Consider the following 17,520-nt stretch of genomic DNA (forward strand, 5'->3'; position numbering starts at 1 on the left):
TCAAACTTCCCCGGCGGTCAGTTTCTCTTTGATCGCTTTCTGAACTTCTTCCATATCTTCTTCTTTACCAATGGTCAGACGGATGGTATTAGGAAGACCAAGCGCTTCTCCGGACCGGACTATGAACCCTTTCGTCAGCAGATGTTCGAACATTTCATCACCACTGCAAGGAAGGTGGATCAACAGGAAGTTTGCCTGAGTATCATAATAGGACAGCCCGACTTCCTCACAGAATTCTTTTAGAATTTGTTTGTTCTTCCTGTTCTCCTCAACCGTTTCCTGAATGAACTTCTGATCATCCAGAGCGATGATCGCAGCCGCCTGGGCCACGGTGGAGGTATTAAACGGTTCCCTTGCCGGTTCCAGACTGCGGATAATGTCCGGGTGTGCCACACCGTACCCGATCCTTAAGCCGGCCAGGCCGTATGCTTTAGAGAAAGTACGTAATATTATAGTGTTGGGGAAACGATCGAGCGCGCTAATAGAGTCGAACGCATCTGCAGCATCCATATATTCAAAGTAGGCTTCATCAATGACGACCAAAACATGATCCGGACATTTTTCAAGAAGGGCTTCCATCTGATCTTTTACAATATGTACACCTGTAGGATTGTTCGGAGTACAGATCCATAATACTCTCGTTTGTTCATCCACCTCTTCAAGCATGCGATCCAGGTCATGATGACCGTCTACAAGAGGAACTTCTCTTACTTCGGCTCCTTCTATTAAAGCATTATGACGGTACTGAGGGAACGTAGGAGCCGCCATGACCGTATTCGCTCCGGATTCAAGGAATGTACGGCAGATGATTTGGACAATCTCATCCGAACCATTCCCGAAAATCAGTTGTTTCTCATTGACCGCGAGAAACGAAGCAAGTTTTCGACGGATTTCCGCCCCGTAACCATCCGGATAAATCTCTAAACCGGAGATAAGCTTCGGGAGCTCTTTTTCCACTTTTGGAGAAAATCCAAATGGATTCTCATTGGAAGCGAGCTTTACGATTCGTTCGAGTCCGTACTCTTTCTTTACTTCTTCAATCCCTTTTCCCGGTGTATATGGTTTCATGGTTTTCAATATTTCTTTTGCCTTCATACAATCACTCCTCCGTACTCTTCAAATCTGGTCTCAGCTGCTTTGCTTCATAGTGGTAGATATGCCGGATCTCCTGCTGGGTCCGCTCCGTCTCCACCGTCACCATCACACGAATGCACTTCTCAAGACTTCCCGGCACGGGAATCTCTCTCATGCACATGACAGGAACGTACGTCCATCCGTCCAAACGTCGAAGAGCCTTTGCCGGAAATACGGCGTCAATATCATCTGTTACGGTGAAATAGACGGAAGTGACATCCTCTGGTGCTATATCGTTTGAAGATACGATGTCTATCATTAATTCCGCTGCTCGCTCAATAATTTCTCCCGATTCGTTTTTCAACACGGTCGTCGCGCCGCGAACACCTCTATTCATTTCCAATCACCTCATTCATCCAACATCTCAAAGCATCCATGATTACCTCGTCATCCACTTGTTGGACTACCGGTTGACCGATGGAATCAAGAAGCACAAAATTAATGTGCTGGTGTACTGTCTTTTTATCCCATTTCATGCGATGGACAAGCCTGTCACTATTCAGCGTTTTCAGGATAGAAAGGGGGTAACCATTTGCGTTGAGCCAGTTTACATATTCTTTTTCCGGTAAATCAGAACCAAGTACCTTGCTGCTTAATCGAAAAGCGAAGGATAATCCTATCGCTACCGCCTCACCGTGTGTCACTTCTCCATAACCAAGTTCCGATTCCACTGCATGAGCCAAGGTGTGACCCAAGTTGAGATATTTCCGAACGCCGGCTTCTTTTTCATCCTGCTCAACGATGGACGCTTTGACGCGTATGCCTTTTTTTAAATCTGTTTGAAGCTGAGCTGAAGAGAGGCGGGACACATTTGTTTCAAGCACTTCCTCCACCCATGCTGCATCGCTGAGAAAAGCGTGTTTAATTACTTCTCCATACCCGGAGCGGATCTCTTTCTCCGGCAGTGTTGTAAGAGTTTCCAGATCATAAATGACGTGTACGGGGCTGTAAAAGCTGCCGATCAAATTCTTTCCCTGCGGGTGATTGATCGCGACTTTACCACCGACGCTGCTGTCATGGGCGAGAATGGTTGTCGGCATCTGTACATAAGGAACTCCCCTTAGGTAGGTAGAGGCAACAAAGCCCGCCAGATCACCAATCATCCCCCCGCCGAGAGCAATGATAAGAGCACGGCGGTCCAGTTTCGCTTCCACGCATCTATCAAGGAGATAGCTGTACTGATCCATGCTTTTCGAGCCCTCACCTGCGGGTACAACAGCAGTGTGTACGGATCCGATCGAACCCACCGCTCTTTTAACCTCCTCTAGATACCTCCCGGCGACGGTTTCATCCGTGATGATTAAAACTTGGGAATAATCACCCTCCAGGAGAGTCGTCATCCGATGTCGTATGCCTTCTTCTATCGTTACATCATAGACATGTGTACTGGAATGGATGCGTATGGTGGCCATATCAGAAACTCCTTACTTCTTTACGATAGTCATCGACTGCCCGCTTCAATCGTGGGAAATAGTCGGACGGGAATTCCTCCGTAATTGCTTTTGCCAGTTCGAATGCAACCACATGCTCCATGACCACGGACGCAGCCGGTACCGCACAGGAGTCCGATCGTTCAATGCTCGCGCTGAACGGTTCTTTTGTTTCAATGTCCACACTTTGAAGCGGTTTATATAAAGTAGGGATCGGTTTCATGACACCTTTTACTACAATCGGCATTCCGGTCGTCATGCCGCCTTCAAAACCTCCGAGACGGTTGGTTCTACGTGTGTACCCTTCTTCCTTACTCCAGAGTATTTCATCGTGGACCTGGCTTCCAGGACGGCGTGCAGCCTCAAAACCGATTCCGAATTCCACCCCTTTATAGGCATTGATACTCATGACGCTTCCAGCAATCTTCGCATCAAGTTTACGGTCATATTGAACGTAAGAGCCGATTCCAGCAGGCATCCCTTCTACATACACTTCCGTCACTCCGCCGATGGAGTCCCCTTCCTTCTTCGCTTCATCGATCGCCTGCATCATCTTTTCAGCCGCTTCTTTATCAAAAGTTCTGACAGGGGACGCTTCGGATATATCGCGACGCTCAGCAAGGGTCATCGTTTCATCCACTTCACTTACGATTCCAGCGATTTCACGGACATAACCCGTCACCTCAATACCAAGTTCTTTCAGCAGCACCTTAGCTACAGCACCTGCAGCAACGCGCGCTGCTGTTTCACGGGCTGAAGATCTCTCCAGGACGTTTCGCATATCCCTGTGTCCATATTTCATGCCTCCGTTCAAATCGGCATGACCCGGACGGGGTTTAGTAACGGTGCGGCGGATGTTACCCGTGTCTTCAGGAAGAGGGTCCTCGCCCATGATATCCGTCCAATGCTTGAAGTCATCATTATGTACGACGAGCGTGATTGGTGAACCGAGCGTGTATCCATGACGCACACCGCTTGTTACTTCTACCAGATCTTTCTCAATCTGCATTCGTTTTCCGCGGCCGTATCCGCCCTGCCTGCGAATCAAGGATTCGTCTATTTGTTCTCTTAATAATGGTAAGTGGGATGGAACTCCTTCTATGATTGTCGTCAACTGTTTTCCGTGTGATTCACCTGCTGTTAAGTAGCGCATATATTTATAAACCTCCTGTTATTCACTTTCGCACGTTAAACCGTGTAAGTGTTATGAATTTTAGATACTACTATATCATATGGTCCTGCGTTTGTGGCGAATAAAATGCTTATTTTTTGAAAAAATTCGTAAAACAAGGAGGAAGAACGGTTATTCTGTCGGGATCACTGCTGTTTCTGATAGAAAAACGTATCGTACACCTGAAATCCGTACGATTGTGGAGAGAAGATCTGTTCTGTGCTGCCCACAAAAAAGATTCCATCTGAGTTTAGTGATCTGCTGAAACGATGATATACCTTTTCCTTCGCTTCCTCGGTAAAATATATAAGGACATTCCGGCACACAATCAAGTCAAACCCTTCCTCATACGAATCCGACAGCAAATTGTGACTACGAAAAGTCACACATTTTTTTATCGCCTGATCAACAAGGTACTCCGAACCTTCCTTCGTGAAGTACTTTTCTTTTATATCCGGCTCTACTTCTTTGAGGGATCGTTCATGATACTTTCCATCCCTCGCCTTAGCAAGAGCGTTGCGGTCCAGATCTGTCGCCAGAATCGAAACATTAGAAAGCGATGTATGCCTGTCTAAAATCATAGCAAGTGTGTAAGGTTCTTCCCCCGTGGAGCAGGCCGCACTCCATATTTTAAGCTTTTTTTTCTTTTTCAACAAAAACGGAATAACTTTTCTCTCCAATACTTCAAACCGTGTCCGGTTACGATAAAATTCAGACACGTTAATGGTCATTCGATCCAGGAATTCATCAAGGAGAGCCGCGTCCTTCTCGAGACTGGAAAAATACGCACGAAACGATGAATGGCCCCGTTTGTCCCTTAGTGAAGTAAGGCGCCTTTTCATCTGCGCTTCCTTATATAATGATAAATCAATGCCGGTCTTGTGATTGATCTGTTGAATAAACTGTTCGTAATCGGTCATTCTTCCAATCTCCTCGCCAATAGGTTCTTCCTAAGGGTACTCTACATAAAAGGGATTGTAAATGTTCAAGAATTCAGAACTTTCCACTTGTTTAATAACACTGGTATCGTTCTCAGATTAAATATAAAAAAAGCCGACCTCTGTATAGGACGGCTTTTTTGTATTCATTCATATACCCAATTTGAGATGTCTTTGTCATAGGAGAGGATTTCCTCTTCCTTGAAGAACAAGCCGATTTCCCGCTGTGCGCTTTCCGGTGAATCAGAACCGTGGATAATATTTTTCCCTACTATCACACCGTAATCTCCTCTTATCGTTCCAGGAGCTGCTTCTGAAGGCTTCGTCGAACCCATCATCTGACGTGCCGTCAAGATAATGTCCTCCCCTTCCCATACCATTGCAAATACAGGACCTGAGGTGATGAAATCAACCAATTCGCCGAAGAATGGTTTTTCCTTATGTTCTCCGTAATGTTCTTCTGCCAATTCAGCGGGGATCTTCATCAGCTTTGCCCCTGCCAATTTAAAGCCTTTTCTTTCGAACCTTGCCGTAATGTCACCGATCAAATTTCGTTGTACACCGTCTGGTTTTACCATCAAAAAAGTCTTCTGCATGACATACACCTCTTTATGTATTATGTGAAAGCGCTTTTAATAAGTGCCATAAAAAAGTCTAACAAACAATGAAGGGAAAGGCAATAGATCATGCCCTTCTTTTTCCAATATACTTGGCGATTCCCTTCAATGTTTGTTTCGCTCTTCCTGCAGGCAGTTTTGCCAAGGATTCATAGGCTTTCTTTAAATAGCGATCACTTATTTCCAATGACTGCTCAATGGAACCGTTTGTCTGGACTGTTTGAATGATTGGACGAAGTTCCTCTTCATTTACATCTTCTTTTTGAAGAAAGGCTTTAGTCAGCTGATCCTTGAAGGTTGGATCCTGCATGGAAAACAGTACGGGCAATGTGATATTTCCCTGAAGCAGATCACTGCCGGCAGGTTTTCCAAGTTCCTCTTCGGAAGCTGTAAAATCAAGAACATCATCTATAATCTGATAAGACATCCCAACATTATATCCATATTCATAAAGAGCTTTTTCCTGTTCGGGCTTTACATCCGAAGCAATGGCTCCAAGCCGACAGCTTGCTGCGATTAATAGGGCTGTCTTCCTTTTGATACGCCGCAGATAAACCCTTGTATTCTGCTCTACGTTATATTTATCCTTGATTTGTTCAATTTCACCAAGGCACAGCTCCACCATTGTCTTGGCGAGAATTTGATGTGCTCTAGGATTGTTCAATTTGGACAAATTCTCCAAAGACCGCGCAAAAATGTAATCACCGGTGTACATTGCGATGCGGTTATCCCAGCGCGCTTTGATGGTTGGTTCCCCACGCCTCAACTCCGCTTCATCAATGACGTCATCATGGACGAGGGAGGCAGTATGTATGAGTTCCAAGGATACCGCAACTGCTTTCATCCGCTCGATATCATAGTGGCCGAACTTACCACCTAGAAGAACGAAAACAGGGCGGATCCTTTTGCCTCCCGCCTTCAGGAGTTGGCTTGAAGCCTGTCTTAACACGTCATTGTCTGACTGGATCGTATCATTGACGGCCTCTTCCATGATTGCTAGATCATTTTTTAGAAACGAGTAAATCATTGCTAGTTTCATTGCGCTTCATCCTTAAGTTTGCTTTTGACCCATATGCATGGCAGCGACGCCGCCGGTATAGGATTTTACGTTGACGTTATGAAATCCGACTTCTTTAAACATTGCCTTTAATTCTGCTTTACCAGGAAAATCTTTCGCCGATTCGTGAAGCCAGCTGTACTCCTGATAGCTTTTAGCAAACAGCTTACCGAAAATCGGCATGATGTTACCAAAGTAAAAATAATAAAGTCTTTTGAACACAGGATTGGTCGGCTGTGATGTCTCCAAGCAGACGACCTTTCCACCAGGCTTAACGACCCGGTACATTTCTTTTAACACCTGTCGGTAATCGGGAACGTTCCGAAGACCGAAGCCTATGGTCACGAAGTCAAAAGAATCGTTCTCATAAGGAAGTTCCATTGCATTACCATGCTGAAATTCCACCTGTTTGACCCGGCGCGCAAGCTTCTTCTTAATACCGACCGAAAGCATATTTTCGCTGAAGTCAAGACCGATCACTTTCCCGTCCTTACCAACCGCATCCGCGAGTGTCATTGTCCAATCGCCCGTGCCGCAGCACAGGTCCAACACACAGTCTCCCCGACGCACGTTCATTCTTCGCATGACATCTTTACGCCATAGCCGGTGCTGCTGGAAAGAAATGATGGAATTCATGCTGTCATATTGATTGTAAATTTTTTCAAAAACGTTGTGTACACGCTCTTCCTTCGTTTGTGGCTGCATGTTCTAACCCTCTTCCGCTGTCTTTCGATGATTAAATTGATGATGAATTGCTGTGTGTACATAATCCTTCAACCAGTTAAAATGAATCGGCAACTGGGAAACAGCCGATTCCAAGCGCAGGACATGACTTTGCAGCATTTGTTCTAAATTGAGGAGTACCTGGCTGTTGCTTCCGAACAACCCGGGCCGCTTCGTAAGTACGTCCATGAGCGGTGAAAAATTCCCTGCCTGGTAACTCCGCTTCTCTTCCATAAGCTTCTTGGCTAAGAGCCAGTCGCCGGCCATATCATTGATTGCCGTCTTCTGCACATACGAGGCAACCCTTTGAATAAGCAGGGACTCTATCTTCTTCACACTTTCAAGGAATTCTTGGAAAGAATCCACGTCCTTGTAATATAGCTCCATCTTCCACTCATTGATTTCCTTTATTGCTCCTGCAAGCGTGTGGATCATCGGGATATCATCGAGTTGGGACAACAAGTAGTAATACAGGCCGCTGTAATAATCTCCCGCAAGCACGGTGAGCTGCCTCGTTCTGACAGTTTCCCTGTCATCATCCTCTTCCGATAATGTGACGAGATCGTGCGTATCAAGGGCGATCTGCACGAGCATGGTCGTTATAATATACTGTTCTTTTTTTACTTCAGAAAGGTTTGTGTGATCCATGATGGACGAAAGAATGACAAGTTTGTCTTCATCGATGGTAGGTTCAGGTATAAAGCGGACCAAATAAGGATGCCGAACCTTTGATGCGATTTTCTGTTTGAGTTCCTTTATATTGTTATCTGCAGAATTCAACGTGATCACCTGATCCCTTCCTGAAACGATGTTGACCCGAATCTGATTATAGCACAAATTCGTCCGTCATCTGTATGTATAGTATGCCGCAAGTGGGTCAATCCGCTTCGTTTGTCATCTCTCCGTGACTTGTCTGAATGACAGCTTTCCCTCTCACTTTCACTGCTGATGTATGTTCTGTAAACTGGGCAATCATAACTTCGCCCTTATCCAGTTTTTCCGAGTGATGGAACCGTGTGTCCGTACCGCGTGTTAAACCGATGACGTTGACACCGTCCTCCAACGCTTTAATAACGAAAAAATCATTGTTTGGTGCTGACATGTTCACGCCTCCTTCTTTATCAATACTATCTCTTACAAGGGGGGCTTTGTCAAAACATCCACCTTGTGGGCGATGAGACCAGATGCCTTTCTTATCTCCATTATGGACAGCCTTTTCTTTTTCTAACGGAATAAAAAGAAAAAAGGGTGCTTATGCACCCTTTCTTCAAGCCCTATGTAGCTGTTTATTTAACTGCATCTTTAAGGGCTTTACCAGGTTTGAAAGCTGGTACTTTGCTAGCAGAGATTTCGATCTCTTCTCCAGTTTGCGGGTTACGGCCTTTACGTGCCGCGCGCTCACGAACTTCAAAGTTACCAAATCCGATAAGCTGGACTTTGTCACCATCTTTAAGTGAATCCATGATAGATTCGAATACAGAATCTACAGCTTGTGTTGCGTCTTTCTTAGAAAGATCTGCTTTTTCAGATACTGCGTTGATAAGATCTGTTTTATTCATGATATTCACCTCCTCCCAAGAAGGTTAAACTCATTAAAGCGACGGAATGCCGCTTCAAATGTTTATTTTAGCGGTCATCTCTTTGATGACATGCCTTATAATAAACGAGTTTTCTCTGAAATTCAATAGACAACCCTTTTAAAATCGCGTAACAATGCGATTTCAGAGCTGAATCACCCCTCACTTAAAGGGCGGATTACCATAAATGGATTTTACTAGCAACAACCTCTAAACACTGTCACATCAAGGTTTTCAGCCATTTTTTATATTGTTACATTGCTAAATACGACGCCGATGGAAGAAACTCCTTCCTATCAAAGATTTTTTTCCGAAAAAAAATTAAAAACGGCCCCATCGGAGCCGTTAAAGTATGATCGCTATCATGCCGCCGGAGCCTTCATTAATGATTCTTTCCAGCGTTTCCTGCAGTTTATATCTTGCATTTTCAGGCATCAATGCGAGCTTAGCCTGAATACCTTCCCTCACAATAGAGCTCAGGGAACGACCGAAAATATCTGAATTCCAAATCGAAAGCGGGTCCTCTTCGAAATCCTGCATTAAATACCTTACAAGTTCTTCGCTTTGTTTTTCGGTTCCGATAATCGGGGAAAATTCGGACTGGACATCAACTTTAACCATATGAATCGACGGAGCGACTGCTTTGAGACGAACGCCGAACCTTGATCCTTGACGGATGATTTCAGGCTCATCAAGCCTCATATCCTCCAAGGTTGGCGCAGCGATGCCATAGCCTGTCTGTTTGACCATCTGTAGAGCATCCGCGACCTGGTCATACTCTCTCTTCGCATGAGAAAAGTCCTGCATGATCTCAAGGAGATGATCTTTCCCGCGGATTTCCTCTCCGACTATTTCCTTCAGCACCTGATCGTATAACTGTTCCGGGGCCTGAAGGTCGATTTCTGCGACTCCTTCTCCAAGATCCATACCGGATATATGTGCTCCTGTAATATATTCATACTGATCGAAGTTACCTACGACGGTATCGACATCACGGAGTCGCTTAATATCTTTAACCGTCTCTTCAATCGCTTCCTGAAGGTTGTTTCTCAGCCAGTGCCTATTGTCCAGTACCATGACCCAGCTTGGAAGGTTTACATTTACTTCAAGCACAGGAAACTCAAATAACGCTTCACGAAGGACGCTTTGGACATCCTGTTCCCTCATACTCTCTACAGATAATGCAAGAACAGGAATATCATATTTCTCAGAAAGGTTTGCCCTCAGCTTCTCCGTGTTCGGATGATGAGGCTGCGCCGAGTTGACGACCATGATAAACGGTTTGCCTACTTCTCTTAGTTCATCGACAATTTTTTCTTCTGCTTCTACGTAATCCTGCCTGCTGATCTCACCGATGGTCCCATCCGTGGTCACAACAATTCCGATGGTTGAATGCTCCTGTATAACCTTCTGCGTCCCAATTTCCGCAGCTTCATGGAAAGGAATGGCTTCTTCATACCATGGCGTGTGGATCATACGTGGTCCATGTTCATCTTCATAACCGATTGCACCGTTCACAGCATAGCCGACACAGTCGACCATACGGACACGAATATCAAGGTGGTCATCGATATTAATCGTTGCCGCCTGATTTGGTACGAACTTCGGCTCTGTAGTCATAATCGTTTTCCCTGCAGCACTTTGCGGAAGCTCATCCAAAGCGCGTTCACGCTCCGCTTCATCTTCCATATTCGGAAGCACTACAAGCTCCATGAATTTCTTTATAAATGTTGATTTACCCGTACGCACTGCCCCAACGACCCCTAAATAAATGTCTCCATTCGTCCGTTTGGAAATATCACTGAAGATATCAACCTTTTCCAAAGGATCCCCTCCCAAATAAAATTTCACCATCATACAAGCCTAGACAATCTAATTCTATGACGTCGCCCTACCGTAATATGCACAAATTCGAGAAGTAAAATGAGAAGCGTTTGGTAAATCATAGATTGATAACTTCGTCGGACCGTTACATATCATTAAGGATGATTTCGTTTAATCATATGAAAAAACCGCTCCCTTATGCAGGAAGCGGTAAGAATTTATGACGGCTGTTCATTCATGAAGACAGGTTCACCGTCTTCAACGGTATATGGTTTGGAGTAGGCGGGCACGAAAGGAGCGTGGTCTGTAAGAAGGTAACGAATGTCATCGCCCGGCTTATAATCCGCTCCTTCGTCCCGCATGAAGCTGTATATGTCTTTACGATAGTCTATAAACACCTTCCCCTGCTCATCTATATAAAGAGGAAGTGTATGTTCCGAATAGGGGCTGTCCACACTCGGCGGCTCCTTTAAACCGAGTTTCTCATGATCGATCTCATATACTCCTTTGGCCACAAAATCACCAAAAGGAGGATACCGGTGACTTTCCTGATAGAACGTCACCTTCACCTGAACGGAACGTACGGTTTCCGTTGTCCTGAGGTCAAGCACCTTCACCGTAGGATCCGTCTCCGGATGAATCAGCACGTACTGATAATGCCCCCCATTCTCAAAAGACGTCCCCGGAAGTTCTCCGATCAGATTCCGTTCCTTCAGCTTCTGGAACTCAATCGGATATTTCTGAAAGACCGGTGTTTCCTGATCTTTTGTTTTAATCGGGAGAAGACCGCTGCTTTGCTCCTGAAAGCTGTCCACTGCCGTCTGGACCATTTGCAACTGGGCATCGTTCGGAATTTTGTTCTTCTCTAAACGGGATTCCGGATAAAGACAACCGGAAAGGACAAGCAGAACCAAAACGGATAGTGCACCAATAGCTTTCTGTTTCATTACAGCCCCTCCTTCACGCCGTCGGCCCGCTCAGAACAATATAGAAGATGATCAGTCCGCCAAGGATCATAAAAAAGTATGCGAATATGGCAACGATGACGGATACTACACCCTTTAATTTATGTCGGCTCAAATAAATCAAACCCACGGCAAGGAATAGGGAAATAATCCCACCGAATGATATGTACATTTTTAACATGGATAAAGACATAGGCGCGCCTCCTAGCGACAATTGTAACTTTTGGTATTATACCATAATCAGGACACTTCTCCTACATCCTTACAGGTAGCGCTTCCAAACATCTTCATTCCTAAAAAAAACCGGAGCGGTTTATCCGCTCCGGGTGACTAAATAATTCCCTAACCAGCTCATGTGTAATGATTGCTGCGTGTTATCTTATGCATACGATCGAAGGACCGCCTCCTCAGGCGCCCACGGGTTCGTAATTATTTCATAAATTTCCCTAACGTGTTCATATCGAGAGGCATATTCTGCTTCGTGATCGCTTCTACAATCTTATCTTCTTTCTGCTTGGAGATGTTCTTGTTCGCGACCTTCGCCAACTGTCGTACGAGGCGACGGACGGTCTTCTCATCACTGAAGTCCGCATTTTGCACAGAATTTGCAACTTTAAACACATCTTCCGGGTCGATGTTTGCCTTCTTCTTTAAATGGTCGAAAATATTCTTCTGAAAATCACTCATCTATCCTTGACCTCCTCGTGCATTAGGTTCTGTGTATTATATGCACGGGGGCGGGGATGTGTCAGTGATTCATCTTATCATCAAGAATATTCGTTAAGTCTTCCATCTCGTGGCGGCGGATCCTCGTCATCAATTGGTCAACGACGTCTCCCGGAGCAGCATCTTCAAAGAGCACTTGATGAATTCCAGTCGTGATCGGCATGTCCACCTTTTGGTCAAGCGCCAGCTGATAGGCCGCTTTCGTTGTGCGGACTCCTTCTACGACCATGCCCATCTGCTCAAGCACTTCTTCAAGCGCATACCCTTTGCCGAGCTTATAACCTGCACGCCAGTTTCTGCTGTGAGAACTTGTACATGTGACGATCAAATCACCGACACCGGTCAATCCGGAAAAGGTCAGCGGGTTCGCTCCCATGGATGTACCAAGCCGGGCTATTTCGGCCAGGCCCCGGGTGATGAGAGCTGCTTTAGCATTATCCCCATAACCGAGTCCATCGGAAATACCTGCTCCAAGGGCTATGATGTTCTTCAAAGCACCTCCAAGCTCGACACCAACAAGGTCAGGTGATGTATAGACACGGAACTGCTTATTAATAAATAAATCCTGTACCTTTTCGGCAATTTCCAACTTCTCACCCGAAACGGTAACCGTTGTCGGTTGTCTCAAGCTTACTTCTTCGGCATGGCTTGGACCTGACAGGACTACGACATCTTCATATAAGTGTGCAGGAATCACTTCCTTGATCACTTCTGAAACACGCTTGTACGTATCCGGTTCTATCCCTTTGGAAGCATGCGTGAGTACGGCTCCCGGTTCCATCACATCTTTCAATTGACGGCACACGTCCCTCATCGCTTTTGTCGGCACGACTAACACAATGTGTCCGGCACCTTTCACGACATCCTGTAAACGGTCGCTGGCTGTGATTGTATCCGGAAGTTCTACTCCTTCCAGGTATCTGTTGTTCGTATGGGATTCGTTGATTTCATCAGCGAGCTCTTTCCTGTGGGCCCAGATATGAACATCCAGGTCGTTATCTGCCAGAACAAGAGCCAGGGCTGTCCCCCAGCTTCCTGCTCCCAATACTGCAACTTTTTCCATCATACCTGCCTCCTTATGGACGATTAGCTACGTTTCCTTGCATAAATTTTAATTGGAGTACCTTCGAATCCGAACGCATCACGAATTCTATTCTCGAGAAAGCGCTCGTATGTGAAGTGCATCAATTCCGGATCGTTCACGAAAACGACGAACGTCGGCGGCTTGACGGATACTTGAGCAGCATAGAAGATCTTAAGTTTCTGCCCTTTCACAGAAGGTGTAGGATTCATCGCCAGCGCATCCACGATGACTTCGTTCAGGATATTCGTCTGAACACGCTTCGAATGATTTTCGCTCGCTTCCAGCACCTTCGGCAGAAGCGTATGAATCCGCTTTTTCGTTTTAGCGGATAAGAATACAATCGGCGCATAGTCGAGGAAACGGAATTGATCCCGCACTTTATCCTCGAATTCCTTCATCGTTTTCTCTTCTGTCTCTACAGTGTCCCACTTATTGACAACAATGACGACAGCTTTTCCGGCTTCGTGCGCATAACCGGCAATTTTCTTATCTTGTTCATGAATACCAGTATCCGCATCAATCAGTGTAAGGACGACATCGGATCGTTCGATTGCTTTCAAGGCGCGCATGATACTGTAGCGTTCTGTTGATTCGTAAACTTTTCCACGCTTTCTCATACCTGCTGTATCAATGATAACAAAATCCTGGTCATCTTTGGTAAAAGGCGTGTCAATAGCATCGCGGGTCGTTCCTGCTATATTACTGACGATAACCCGCTCCTGACCAAGAAGGCTGTTAACAAGAGAAGACTTCCCGACATTCGGACGGCCGATCAAGCTGAAGCGGATTGTTTCATCGTCCACCTCTTCCATCACTTTCTCTGGGAAATGGCTGACGACTTCATCGAGCATGTCTCCGAGTCCAAGGCCGTGTGTCCCTGAAATCGGGAATGGCTCTCCAAAACCGAGGGAATAAAATTCGTAGATGTTTTCACGCATCTCGGGGTTGTCTACTTTATTAACAGCCAGCACGACCGGTTTATTGGATTTAAAAAGGAGCTTCGCCACTTCTTCATCCGCACCTGTAATGCCGTCACGTCCGTTCACCATGAAGACGATCACGTCCGCTTCATCGATGGCCACCTGGGCCTGGGCACGCATTTGAACGAGGAGAGGCTCGTCCCCAAGTTCAATTCCTCCTGTATCAATGACGTTAAAGCGTGTAGTAAGCCACTCGGCTTCTGCATAGATACGGTCCCTCGTTACACCGGGCGTATCTTCTACAATAGATATTCTTTCTCCTACCAATCGGTTGAAGATGGTCGACTTCCCGACATTCGGGCGGCCGACGATCGCAATTACTGATTTTCTCATGAAAGGATCATCCTTTCTCTATTTCTTTTTCAATTATTTCATGTGTACTCAGTAGTAAAAAGCAAAAAATGCCGTTCTTCAACGGGATGGTGTAACAGCCCATCTTCCGAAGAACAGCAGGATGCCATTAACTTTATTATCTTAGCAAACTTTGTGAAAAGAAACAATTCTTTATCCAACCCTTAATGTTTGACAATAATATAGAGATGATCACTCAGTGCATGAGCAATTCCGTCAAGAATTGCTTCCAGGTTGGCAGCGACCGCTTCCATCTCTTCTTTTGTCTCGCATTTGAATACGGCAGCACTTCCCTGCACTTTATCTTCGGATGTGGTAACAGCTGCCAATATCGCTTTCTCTATTTTCATGAGAAACACTCCCTATCTCCGCTTCGTCGGCATTTGTATCGCATTCTCAAGTACCGGTACGGCTGAAATAATTTCTTTCGCCCTTACCGGGTCCTGCTCCTGAGGAAGGATGAAGACACCGATCCTTCCATCATTTAAGTCTCTCTTAATCAACGGTACAAGCGCAGGCGTACCGGAATCGCGGAAAACCCCCAGCGACACGGAAACGTCATGTAAAATCGCCTGACGCTGGCCGAGGTTCGCAATCGTCGACCGGAAGTTAAATGATTTTGGAGTAAGAATAAAACCCATTCCGTATTTTAATATCTCTCTTTGACGCTCTTTGAGTCCGATGTTCATGATATAAATGTTGTCTACATATAAACCGGCACCGTCAAAGGACACCTCTGCCTGTTCAACAGTGACGATATCAGACAACTGGGATCCGCTCATCAACACACTCGACAGGATGAAAACCACCACCGCCGCACCTATCGCGACCCAAACATTAAAAGCGAGGTATCCTAGCGTAACGAGGAAAGACGAGAAGATAACCAGGTAGTTTCTGCTTTCAAACGCAACGGCTATCCCTTCAATATAAGTATTCCCCCTCGGTACAAGTTCATAGGAATCCATTTCAGATAGAGTATTTCTCTCCATATTACGCACTTCCCGAAACTGAGAGGCGGCAAGAGTGAGAAATGTCACAGCAGTAAATTCTTTCTCCATTATGGAAGGTACCGCTATCGTACCAAGAGAAGCGGCGATGAAGCCTAACGACAAATGAATGATTTTTCCATGAAGATAGGTTGGGTACTGTCTATAATCCGTTCGCAACATAAAAACACGAAGAGCGGTACCGACGATGATCCCAAAAAGGATGGGATATGTAAATTCGTTCATACAAATGCAGATCCTTTCTTTCGCAGGCTGCGTTTCTTTTTGTTAATCGATTGTTTCATACGCTCCACGCCGTAGATGATAAATAGGATGAATAACCCCTTCATCGTCAGCGTCATCATATTTCCGCTTTCCACCAATCCTTCTTCTGTGTAAAGAGAGAAGACATAGTAACTGAGGAGCGATCCTCCTGCATTCATAAAAATCCACAATCCTATACGCCCTTCTAAATCCCGTATAACAAGACGCAGACTGAAGACCACTCCCGCCAAAAGCAGGGATATCCCCGGAAACACCGCCCAAACCGGGTGTATGATATGAATGATCCACACGGCCGAATAACCAATGCTTGATAGGAGCAGCCAAGCATGCTCCCACTTCTTACGTCTTGTCCGATTCCAAAAATATATTCCAAACAGCAAAAAAAAGCCGGTTTGGACAAAAATATAATCCGTTTCCTGTATAAAAGGAACATTGTAGAGACACATAGAAAGGCACAAAAAAATGTACAGCCTTGGTCTGATGTACGTATTCGCAAAAAAACATGCGATAATTACAACCATCCAGGTTATCCAATAAAACGTTGCCGGCATATGGATCCCCCCTTTATCCCCTTTATTATGGAACAAAATTTATCAGTTTAAACATCAGCCATAACAAAAAAACCCATGACATTGTCATGGGTTTCTTTGATCGTACCAATCTTTTGTTTGACCGTACAAAACGTATGGTTTCCCCTTCAGTTCCTGCGTTTTCGTGCAGTTTAAAAGCATCATTGCCATTTTCACTTCTTGATGAATATGGTCGACAGCTAATAGGAGATTATCCGGCCCTTCTTCGACTAGAACTTTCAAGAGAGCTCCTGCCATACCGAAAGCTTGGGCGCCGAGAACCAAGGCCTTCGAACCGTCAAGTCCGTTTCTGATACCGCCTGATGCAAACAGATGAAGATCACTGTATCGGGCCGCATTTTCGAGGATGGAAGAAGGTGTGGGAATGCCCCAGTTATTGAAGGAAGCAAACGGCCGTTCTCTGCGCATGTTCTCTACTTTAGAGAAATTCGTTCCACCTCTTCCGCCGACATCGATGTACCGCACTCCCATGTCATAAAGTTTGTCCACCGTTTCTTTGGACATACCATACCCTACTTCTTTCACAATAACAGGAACAGGTGAACGCTCCAGGATTCGTTTAATGTTCACAGAACGCTTAGTGAAGTCGCGGTCTCCTTCGGGCATGATTAATTCCTGTAGGGTGTTAATATGAATTTGAAGTGCATTTGCTCCGAGCATACGGACGGCCTCCACTGCCTGATCGGGAGTCGCTTCACTTCCGACATTAGCAAAGAGAATTCCTTCCGGGTTTTCTTCTCGAACCACTTCATACGTCCGGCGTTCTTCGGGGTTTTTCAAGGCAGACATTTGCGAACCTACAGCCATGCTGATTCCGGCCTGCTTAGCTACGACAGCCAATTCCCTATTAATGCGTTCCGTTTCCCGACCACCGCCGCCTGTCATCGCATTGACAAAAAGAGGGGAACTTAAATTAAGTTCCCCCACTTGTGAAGCTATGCTTATTTGATGAAAGTCCAGCTCAGCCAGACTTTGATGAACGATCTGTACATCATCGAAATGATTGTGAAATTCCCGTTCATGCCCCAAGGCGTGGCGGATATGGTCGATTTTTCTTTCCGATCTACTCATATCCTCACCTG

At 45.5% G+C, this 17,520-nt stretch carries 21 protein-coding genes; all 21 read right to left on the reverse strand.

Annotation, left to right across the window (positions count from 1 at the left end):
- Nucleotides 1-1,095, reverse strand: coding sequence for a histidinol-phosphate transaminase (gene hisC / locus AXG56_RS05490; protein WP_008638552.1), 1,095 nt, complete (start codon nt 1,093-1,095; stop codon nt 1-3).
- 4 nt (nt 1,096-1,099) lie between these two features.
- Nucleotides 1,100-1,471, reverse strand: coding sequence for a chorismate mutase (aroH, locus tag AXG56_RS05495; RefSeq protein WP_026577353.1), 372 nt, complete (start codon nt 1,469-1,471; stop codon nt 1,100-1,102).
- Nucleotides 1,464-2,546 (reverse strand): 3-dehydroquinate synthase, encoded by a 1,083-nt coding sequence (gene aroB / locus AXG56_RS05500; protein ID WP_008638554.1) that lies wholly within the window; start codon nt 2,544-2,546, stop codon nt 1,464-1,466. Before aroB ends, aroH begins: the two co-directional genes overlap by 8 nt.
- 1 nt (nt 2,547) lies before the next feature.
- The gene (gene aroC, locus AXG56_RS05505; protein ID WP_008638557.1) at nt 2,548-3,717 is read right to left on the reverse strand and encodes a chorismate synthase; all 1,170 of its coding nucleotides are present in this window, start codon (nt 3,715-3,717) and stop codon (nt 2,548-2,550) included.
- A 164-nt stretch (nt 3,718-3,881) separates the two neighbouring features.
- Nucleotides 3,882-4,655, reverse strand: a complete 774-nt coding sequence (locus tag AXG56_RS05510; RefSeq protein WP_062513515.1) for a protein-glutamate O-methyltransferase CheR — start codon at nt 4,653-4,655, stop codon at nt 3,882-3,884.
- Between the two features lie 164 nt (nt 4,656-4,819).
- Nucleotides 4,820-5,269: a nucleoside-diphosphate kinase gene (gene ndk, locus AXG56_RS05515; protein ID WP_026577352.1), complete on the reverse strand. Its 450-nt coding sequence runs from the start codon at nt 5,267-5,269 to the stop codon at nt 4,820-4,822.
- A gap of 88 nt (nt 5,270-5,357) precedes the next feature.
- Complete coding sequence (gene hepT, locus AXG56_RS05520) at nt 5,358-6,329, reverse strand: heptaprenyl diphosphate synthase component II (protein WP_008638565.1); 972 nt, start codon at nt 6,327-6,329, stop codon at nt 5,358-5,360.
- 12 nt (nt 6,330-6,341) lie between these two features.
- Nucleotides 6,342-7,052: a demethylmenaquinone methyltransferase gene (menG, locus tag AXG56_RS05525; RefSeq protein WP_008638568.1), complete on the reverse strand. Its 711-nt coding sequence runs from the start codon at nt 7,050-7,052 to the stop codon at nt 6,342-6,344.
- Between the two features lie 3 nt (nt 7,053-7,055).
- Nucleotides 7,056-7,859, reverse strand: a complete 804-nt coding sequence (locus AXG56_RS05530) for a heptaprenyl diphosphate synthase component 1 (protein WP_008638570.1) — start codon at nt 7,857-7,859, stop codon at nt 7,056-7,058.
- A gap of 88 nt (nt 7,860-7,947) precedes the next feature.
- Nucleotides 7,948-8,172: a trp RNA-binding attenuation protein MtrB gene (mtrB, locus tag AXG56_RS05535; RefSeq protein WP_008638573.1), complete on the reverse strand. Its 225-nt coding sequence runs from the start codon at nt 8,170-8,172 to the stop codon at nt 7,948-7,950.
- A 184-nt stretch (nt 8,173-8,356) separates the two neighbouring features.
- Entirely contained in the window at nt 8,357-8,629 is a 273-nt protein-coding gene (locus AXG56_RS05540) for an HU family DNA-binding protein (RefSeq protein ID WP_008638574.1), read from the reverse strand.
- A 363-nt stretch (nt 8,630-8,992) separates the two neighbouring features.
- Nucleotides 8,993-10,471: a stage IV sporulation protein A gene (gene spoIVA, locus AXG56_RS05545; protein ID WP_008638576.1), complete on the reverse strand. Its 1,479-nt coding sequence runs from the start codon at nt 10,469-10,471 to the stop codon at nt 8,993-8,995.
- A gap of 218 nt (nt 10,472-10,689) precedes the next feature.
- The gene (locus tag AXG56_RS05550) at nt 10,690-11,418 is read right to left on the reverse strand and encodes a hypothetical protein (protein WP_062513517.1); all 729 of its coding nucleotides are present in this window, start codon (nt 11,416-11,418) and stop codon (nt 10,690-10,692) included.
- A gap of 13 nt (nt 11,419-11,431) precedes the next feature.
- Nucleotides 11,432-11,629, reverse strand: coding sequence for a DUF2768 domain-containing protein (locus tag AXG56_RS05555; protein WP_008638581.1), 198 nt, complete (start codon nt 11,627-11,629; stop codon nt 11,432-11,434).
- 236 nt (nt 11,630-11,865) lie between these two features.
- Nucleotides 11,866-12,123: a stage VI sporulation protein F gene (locus AXG56_RS05560; protein ID WP_008638582.1), complete on the reverse strand. Its 258-nt coding sequence runs from the start codon at nt 12,121-12,123 to the stop codon at nt 11,866-11,868.
- A gap of 61 nt (nt 12,124-12,184) precedes the next feature.
- A complete protein-coding gene (locus tag AXG56_RS05565; protein ID WP_008638585.1) occupies nt 12,185-13,225 on the reverse strand; it encodes an NAD(P)H-dependent glycerol-3-phosphate dehydrogenase in 1,041 nt (346 codons plus the stop codon).
- 23 nt (nt 13,226-13,248) lie between these two features.
- Nucleotides 13,249-14,559 (reverse strand): ribosome biogenesis GTPase Der, encoded by a 1,311-nt coding sequence (der, locus tag AXG56_RS05570; protein WP_008638588.1) that lies wholly within the window; start codon nt 14,557-14,559, stop codon nt 13,249-13,251.
- A 182-nt stretch (nt 14,560-14,741) separates the two neighbouring features.
- Nucleotides 14,742-14,927, reverse strand: coding sequence for a hypothetical protein (locus tag AXG56_RS05575; RefSeq protein ID WP_008638590.1), 186 nt, complete (start codon nt 14,925-14,927; stop codon nt 14,742-14,744).
- Between the two features lie 12 nt (nt 14,928-14,939).
- Nucleotides 14,940-15,809 carry a YIEGIA family protein gene (locus AXG56_RS05580; RefSeq protein ID WP_008638591.1) on the reverse strand — a complete coding sequence of 290 codons (870 nt, stop codon included), beginning with the start codon at nt 15,807-15,809 and terminating at the stop codon, nt 14,940-14,942.
- On the reverse strand, nt 15,806-16,138 hold the full coding sequence (locus AXG56_RS19290; protein ID WP_152413404.1) for a hypothetical protein: 333 nt from the start codon (nt 16,136-16,138) through the stop codon (nt 15,806-15,808). The genes AXG56_RS05580 and AXG56_RS19290 overlap by 4 nt, the downstream gene beginning before the upstream one ends.
- A gap of 345 nt (nt 16,139-16,483) precedes the next feature.
- Entirely contained in the window at nt 16,484-17,509 is a 1,026-nt protein-coding gene (gene fni, locus AXG56_RS05590) for a type 2 isopentenyl-diphosphate Delta-isomerase (RefSeq protein WP_062513519.1), read from the reverse strand.
- Nucleotides 17,510-17,520 lie beyond the last annotated feature (11 nt).

It is taken from the genome of Halobacillus sp. KGW1, assembly GCF_001592845.1.
GTDB lineage: Bacteria > Bacillota > Bacilli > Bacillales > Halobacillaceae > Halobacillus.

Excerpts from the sequence above, each read along its gene's own strand:
- hisC (WP_008638552.1), bottom strand. The coding sequence starts at position 1,095 with ATGAAGGCAAAAGAAATATTGAAAACCATGAAACCATATACACCGGGA.
- aroH (WP_026577353.1), bottom strand. The coding sequence starts at position 1,471 with ATGAATAGAGGTGTTCGCGGCGCGACGACCGTGTTGAAAAACGAATCG.
- aroB (WP_008638554.1), bottom strand. The coding sequence starts at position 2,546 with ATGGCCACCATACGCATCCATTCCAGTACACATGTCTATGATGTAACG.
- aroC (WP_008638557.1), bottom strand. The coding sequence starts at position 3,717 with ATGCGCTACTTAACAGCAGGTGAATCACACGGAAAACAGTTGACGACA.
- AXG56_RS05510 (WP_062513515.1), bottom strand. The coding sequence starts at position 4,655 with ATGACCGATTACGAACAGTTTATTCAACAGATCAATCACAAGACCGGC.
- ndk (WP_026577352.1), bottom strand. The coding sequence starts at position 5,269 with ATGCAGAAGACTTTTTTGATGGTAAAACCAGACGGTGTACAACGAAAT.
- hepT (WP_008638565.1), bottom strand. The coding sequence starts at position 6,329 with ATGAAACTAGCAATGATTTACTCGTTTCTAAAAAATGATCTAGCAATC.
- menG (WP_008638568.1), bottom strand. The coding sequence starts at position 7,052 with ATGCAGCCACAAACGAAGGAAGAGCGTGTACACAACGTTTTTGAAAAA.
- mtrB (WP_008638573.1), bottom strand. The coding sequence starts at position 8,172 with ATGTCAGCACCAAACAATGATTTTTTCGTTATTAAAGCGTTGGAGGAC.
- AXG56_RS05540 (WP_008638574.1), bottom strand. The coding sequence starts at position 8,629 with ATGAATAAAACAGATCTTATCAACGCAGTATCTGAAAAAGCAGATCTT.
- AXG56_RS05550 (WP_062513517.1), bottom strand. The coding sequence starts at position 11,418 with ATGAAACAGAAAGCTATTGGTGCACTATCCGTTTTGGTTCTGCTTGTC.
- AXG56_RS05555 (WP_008638581.1), bottom strand. The coding sequence starts at position 11,629 with ATGTCTTTATCCATGTTAAAAATGTACATATCATTCGGTGGGATTATT.
- AXG56_RS05560 (WP_008638582.1), bottom strand. The coding sequence starts at position 12,123 with ATGAGTGATTTTCAGAAGAATATTTTCGACCATTTAAAGAAGAAGGCA.
- AXG56_RS05565 (WP_008638585.1), bottom strand. The coding sequence starts at position 13,225 with ATGGAAAAAGTTGCAGTATTGGGAGCAGGAAGCTGGGGGACAGCCCTG.
- der (WP_008638588.1), bottom strand. The coding sequence starts at position 14,559 with ATGAGAAAATCAGTAATTGCGATCGTCGGCCGCCCGAATGTCGGGAAG.
- AXG56_RS05575 (WP_008638590.1), bottom strand. The coding sequence starts at position 14,927 with ATGAAAATAGAGAAAGCGATATTGGCAGCTGTTACCACATCCGAAGAT.
- AXG56_RS05580 (WP_008638591.1), bottom strand. The coding sequence starts at position 15,809 with ATGAACGAATTTACATATCCCATCCTTTTTGGGATCATCGTCGGTACC.
- fni (WP_062513519.1), bottom strand. The coding sequence starts at position 17,509 with ATGAGTAGATCGGAAAGAAAAATCGACCATATCCGCCACGCCTTGGGG.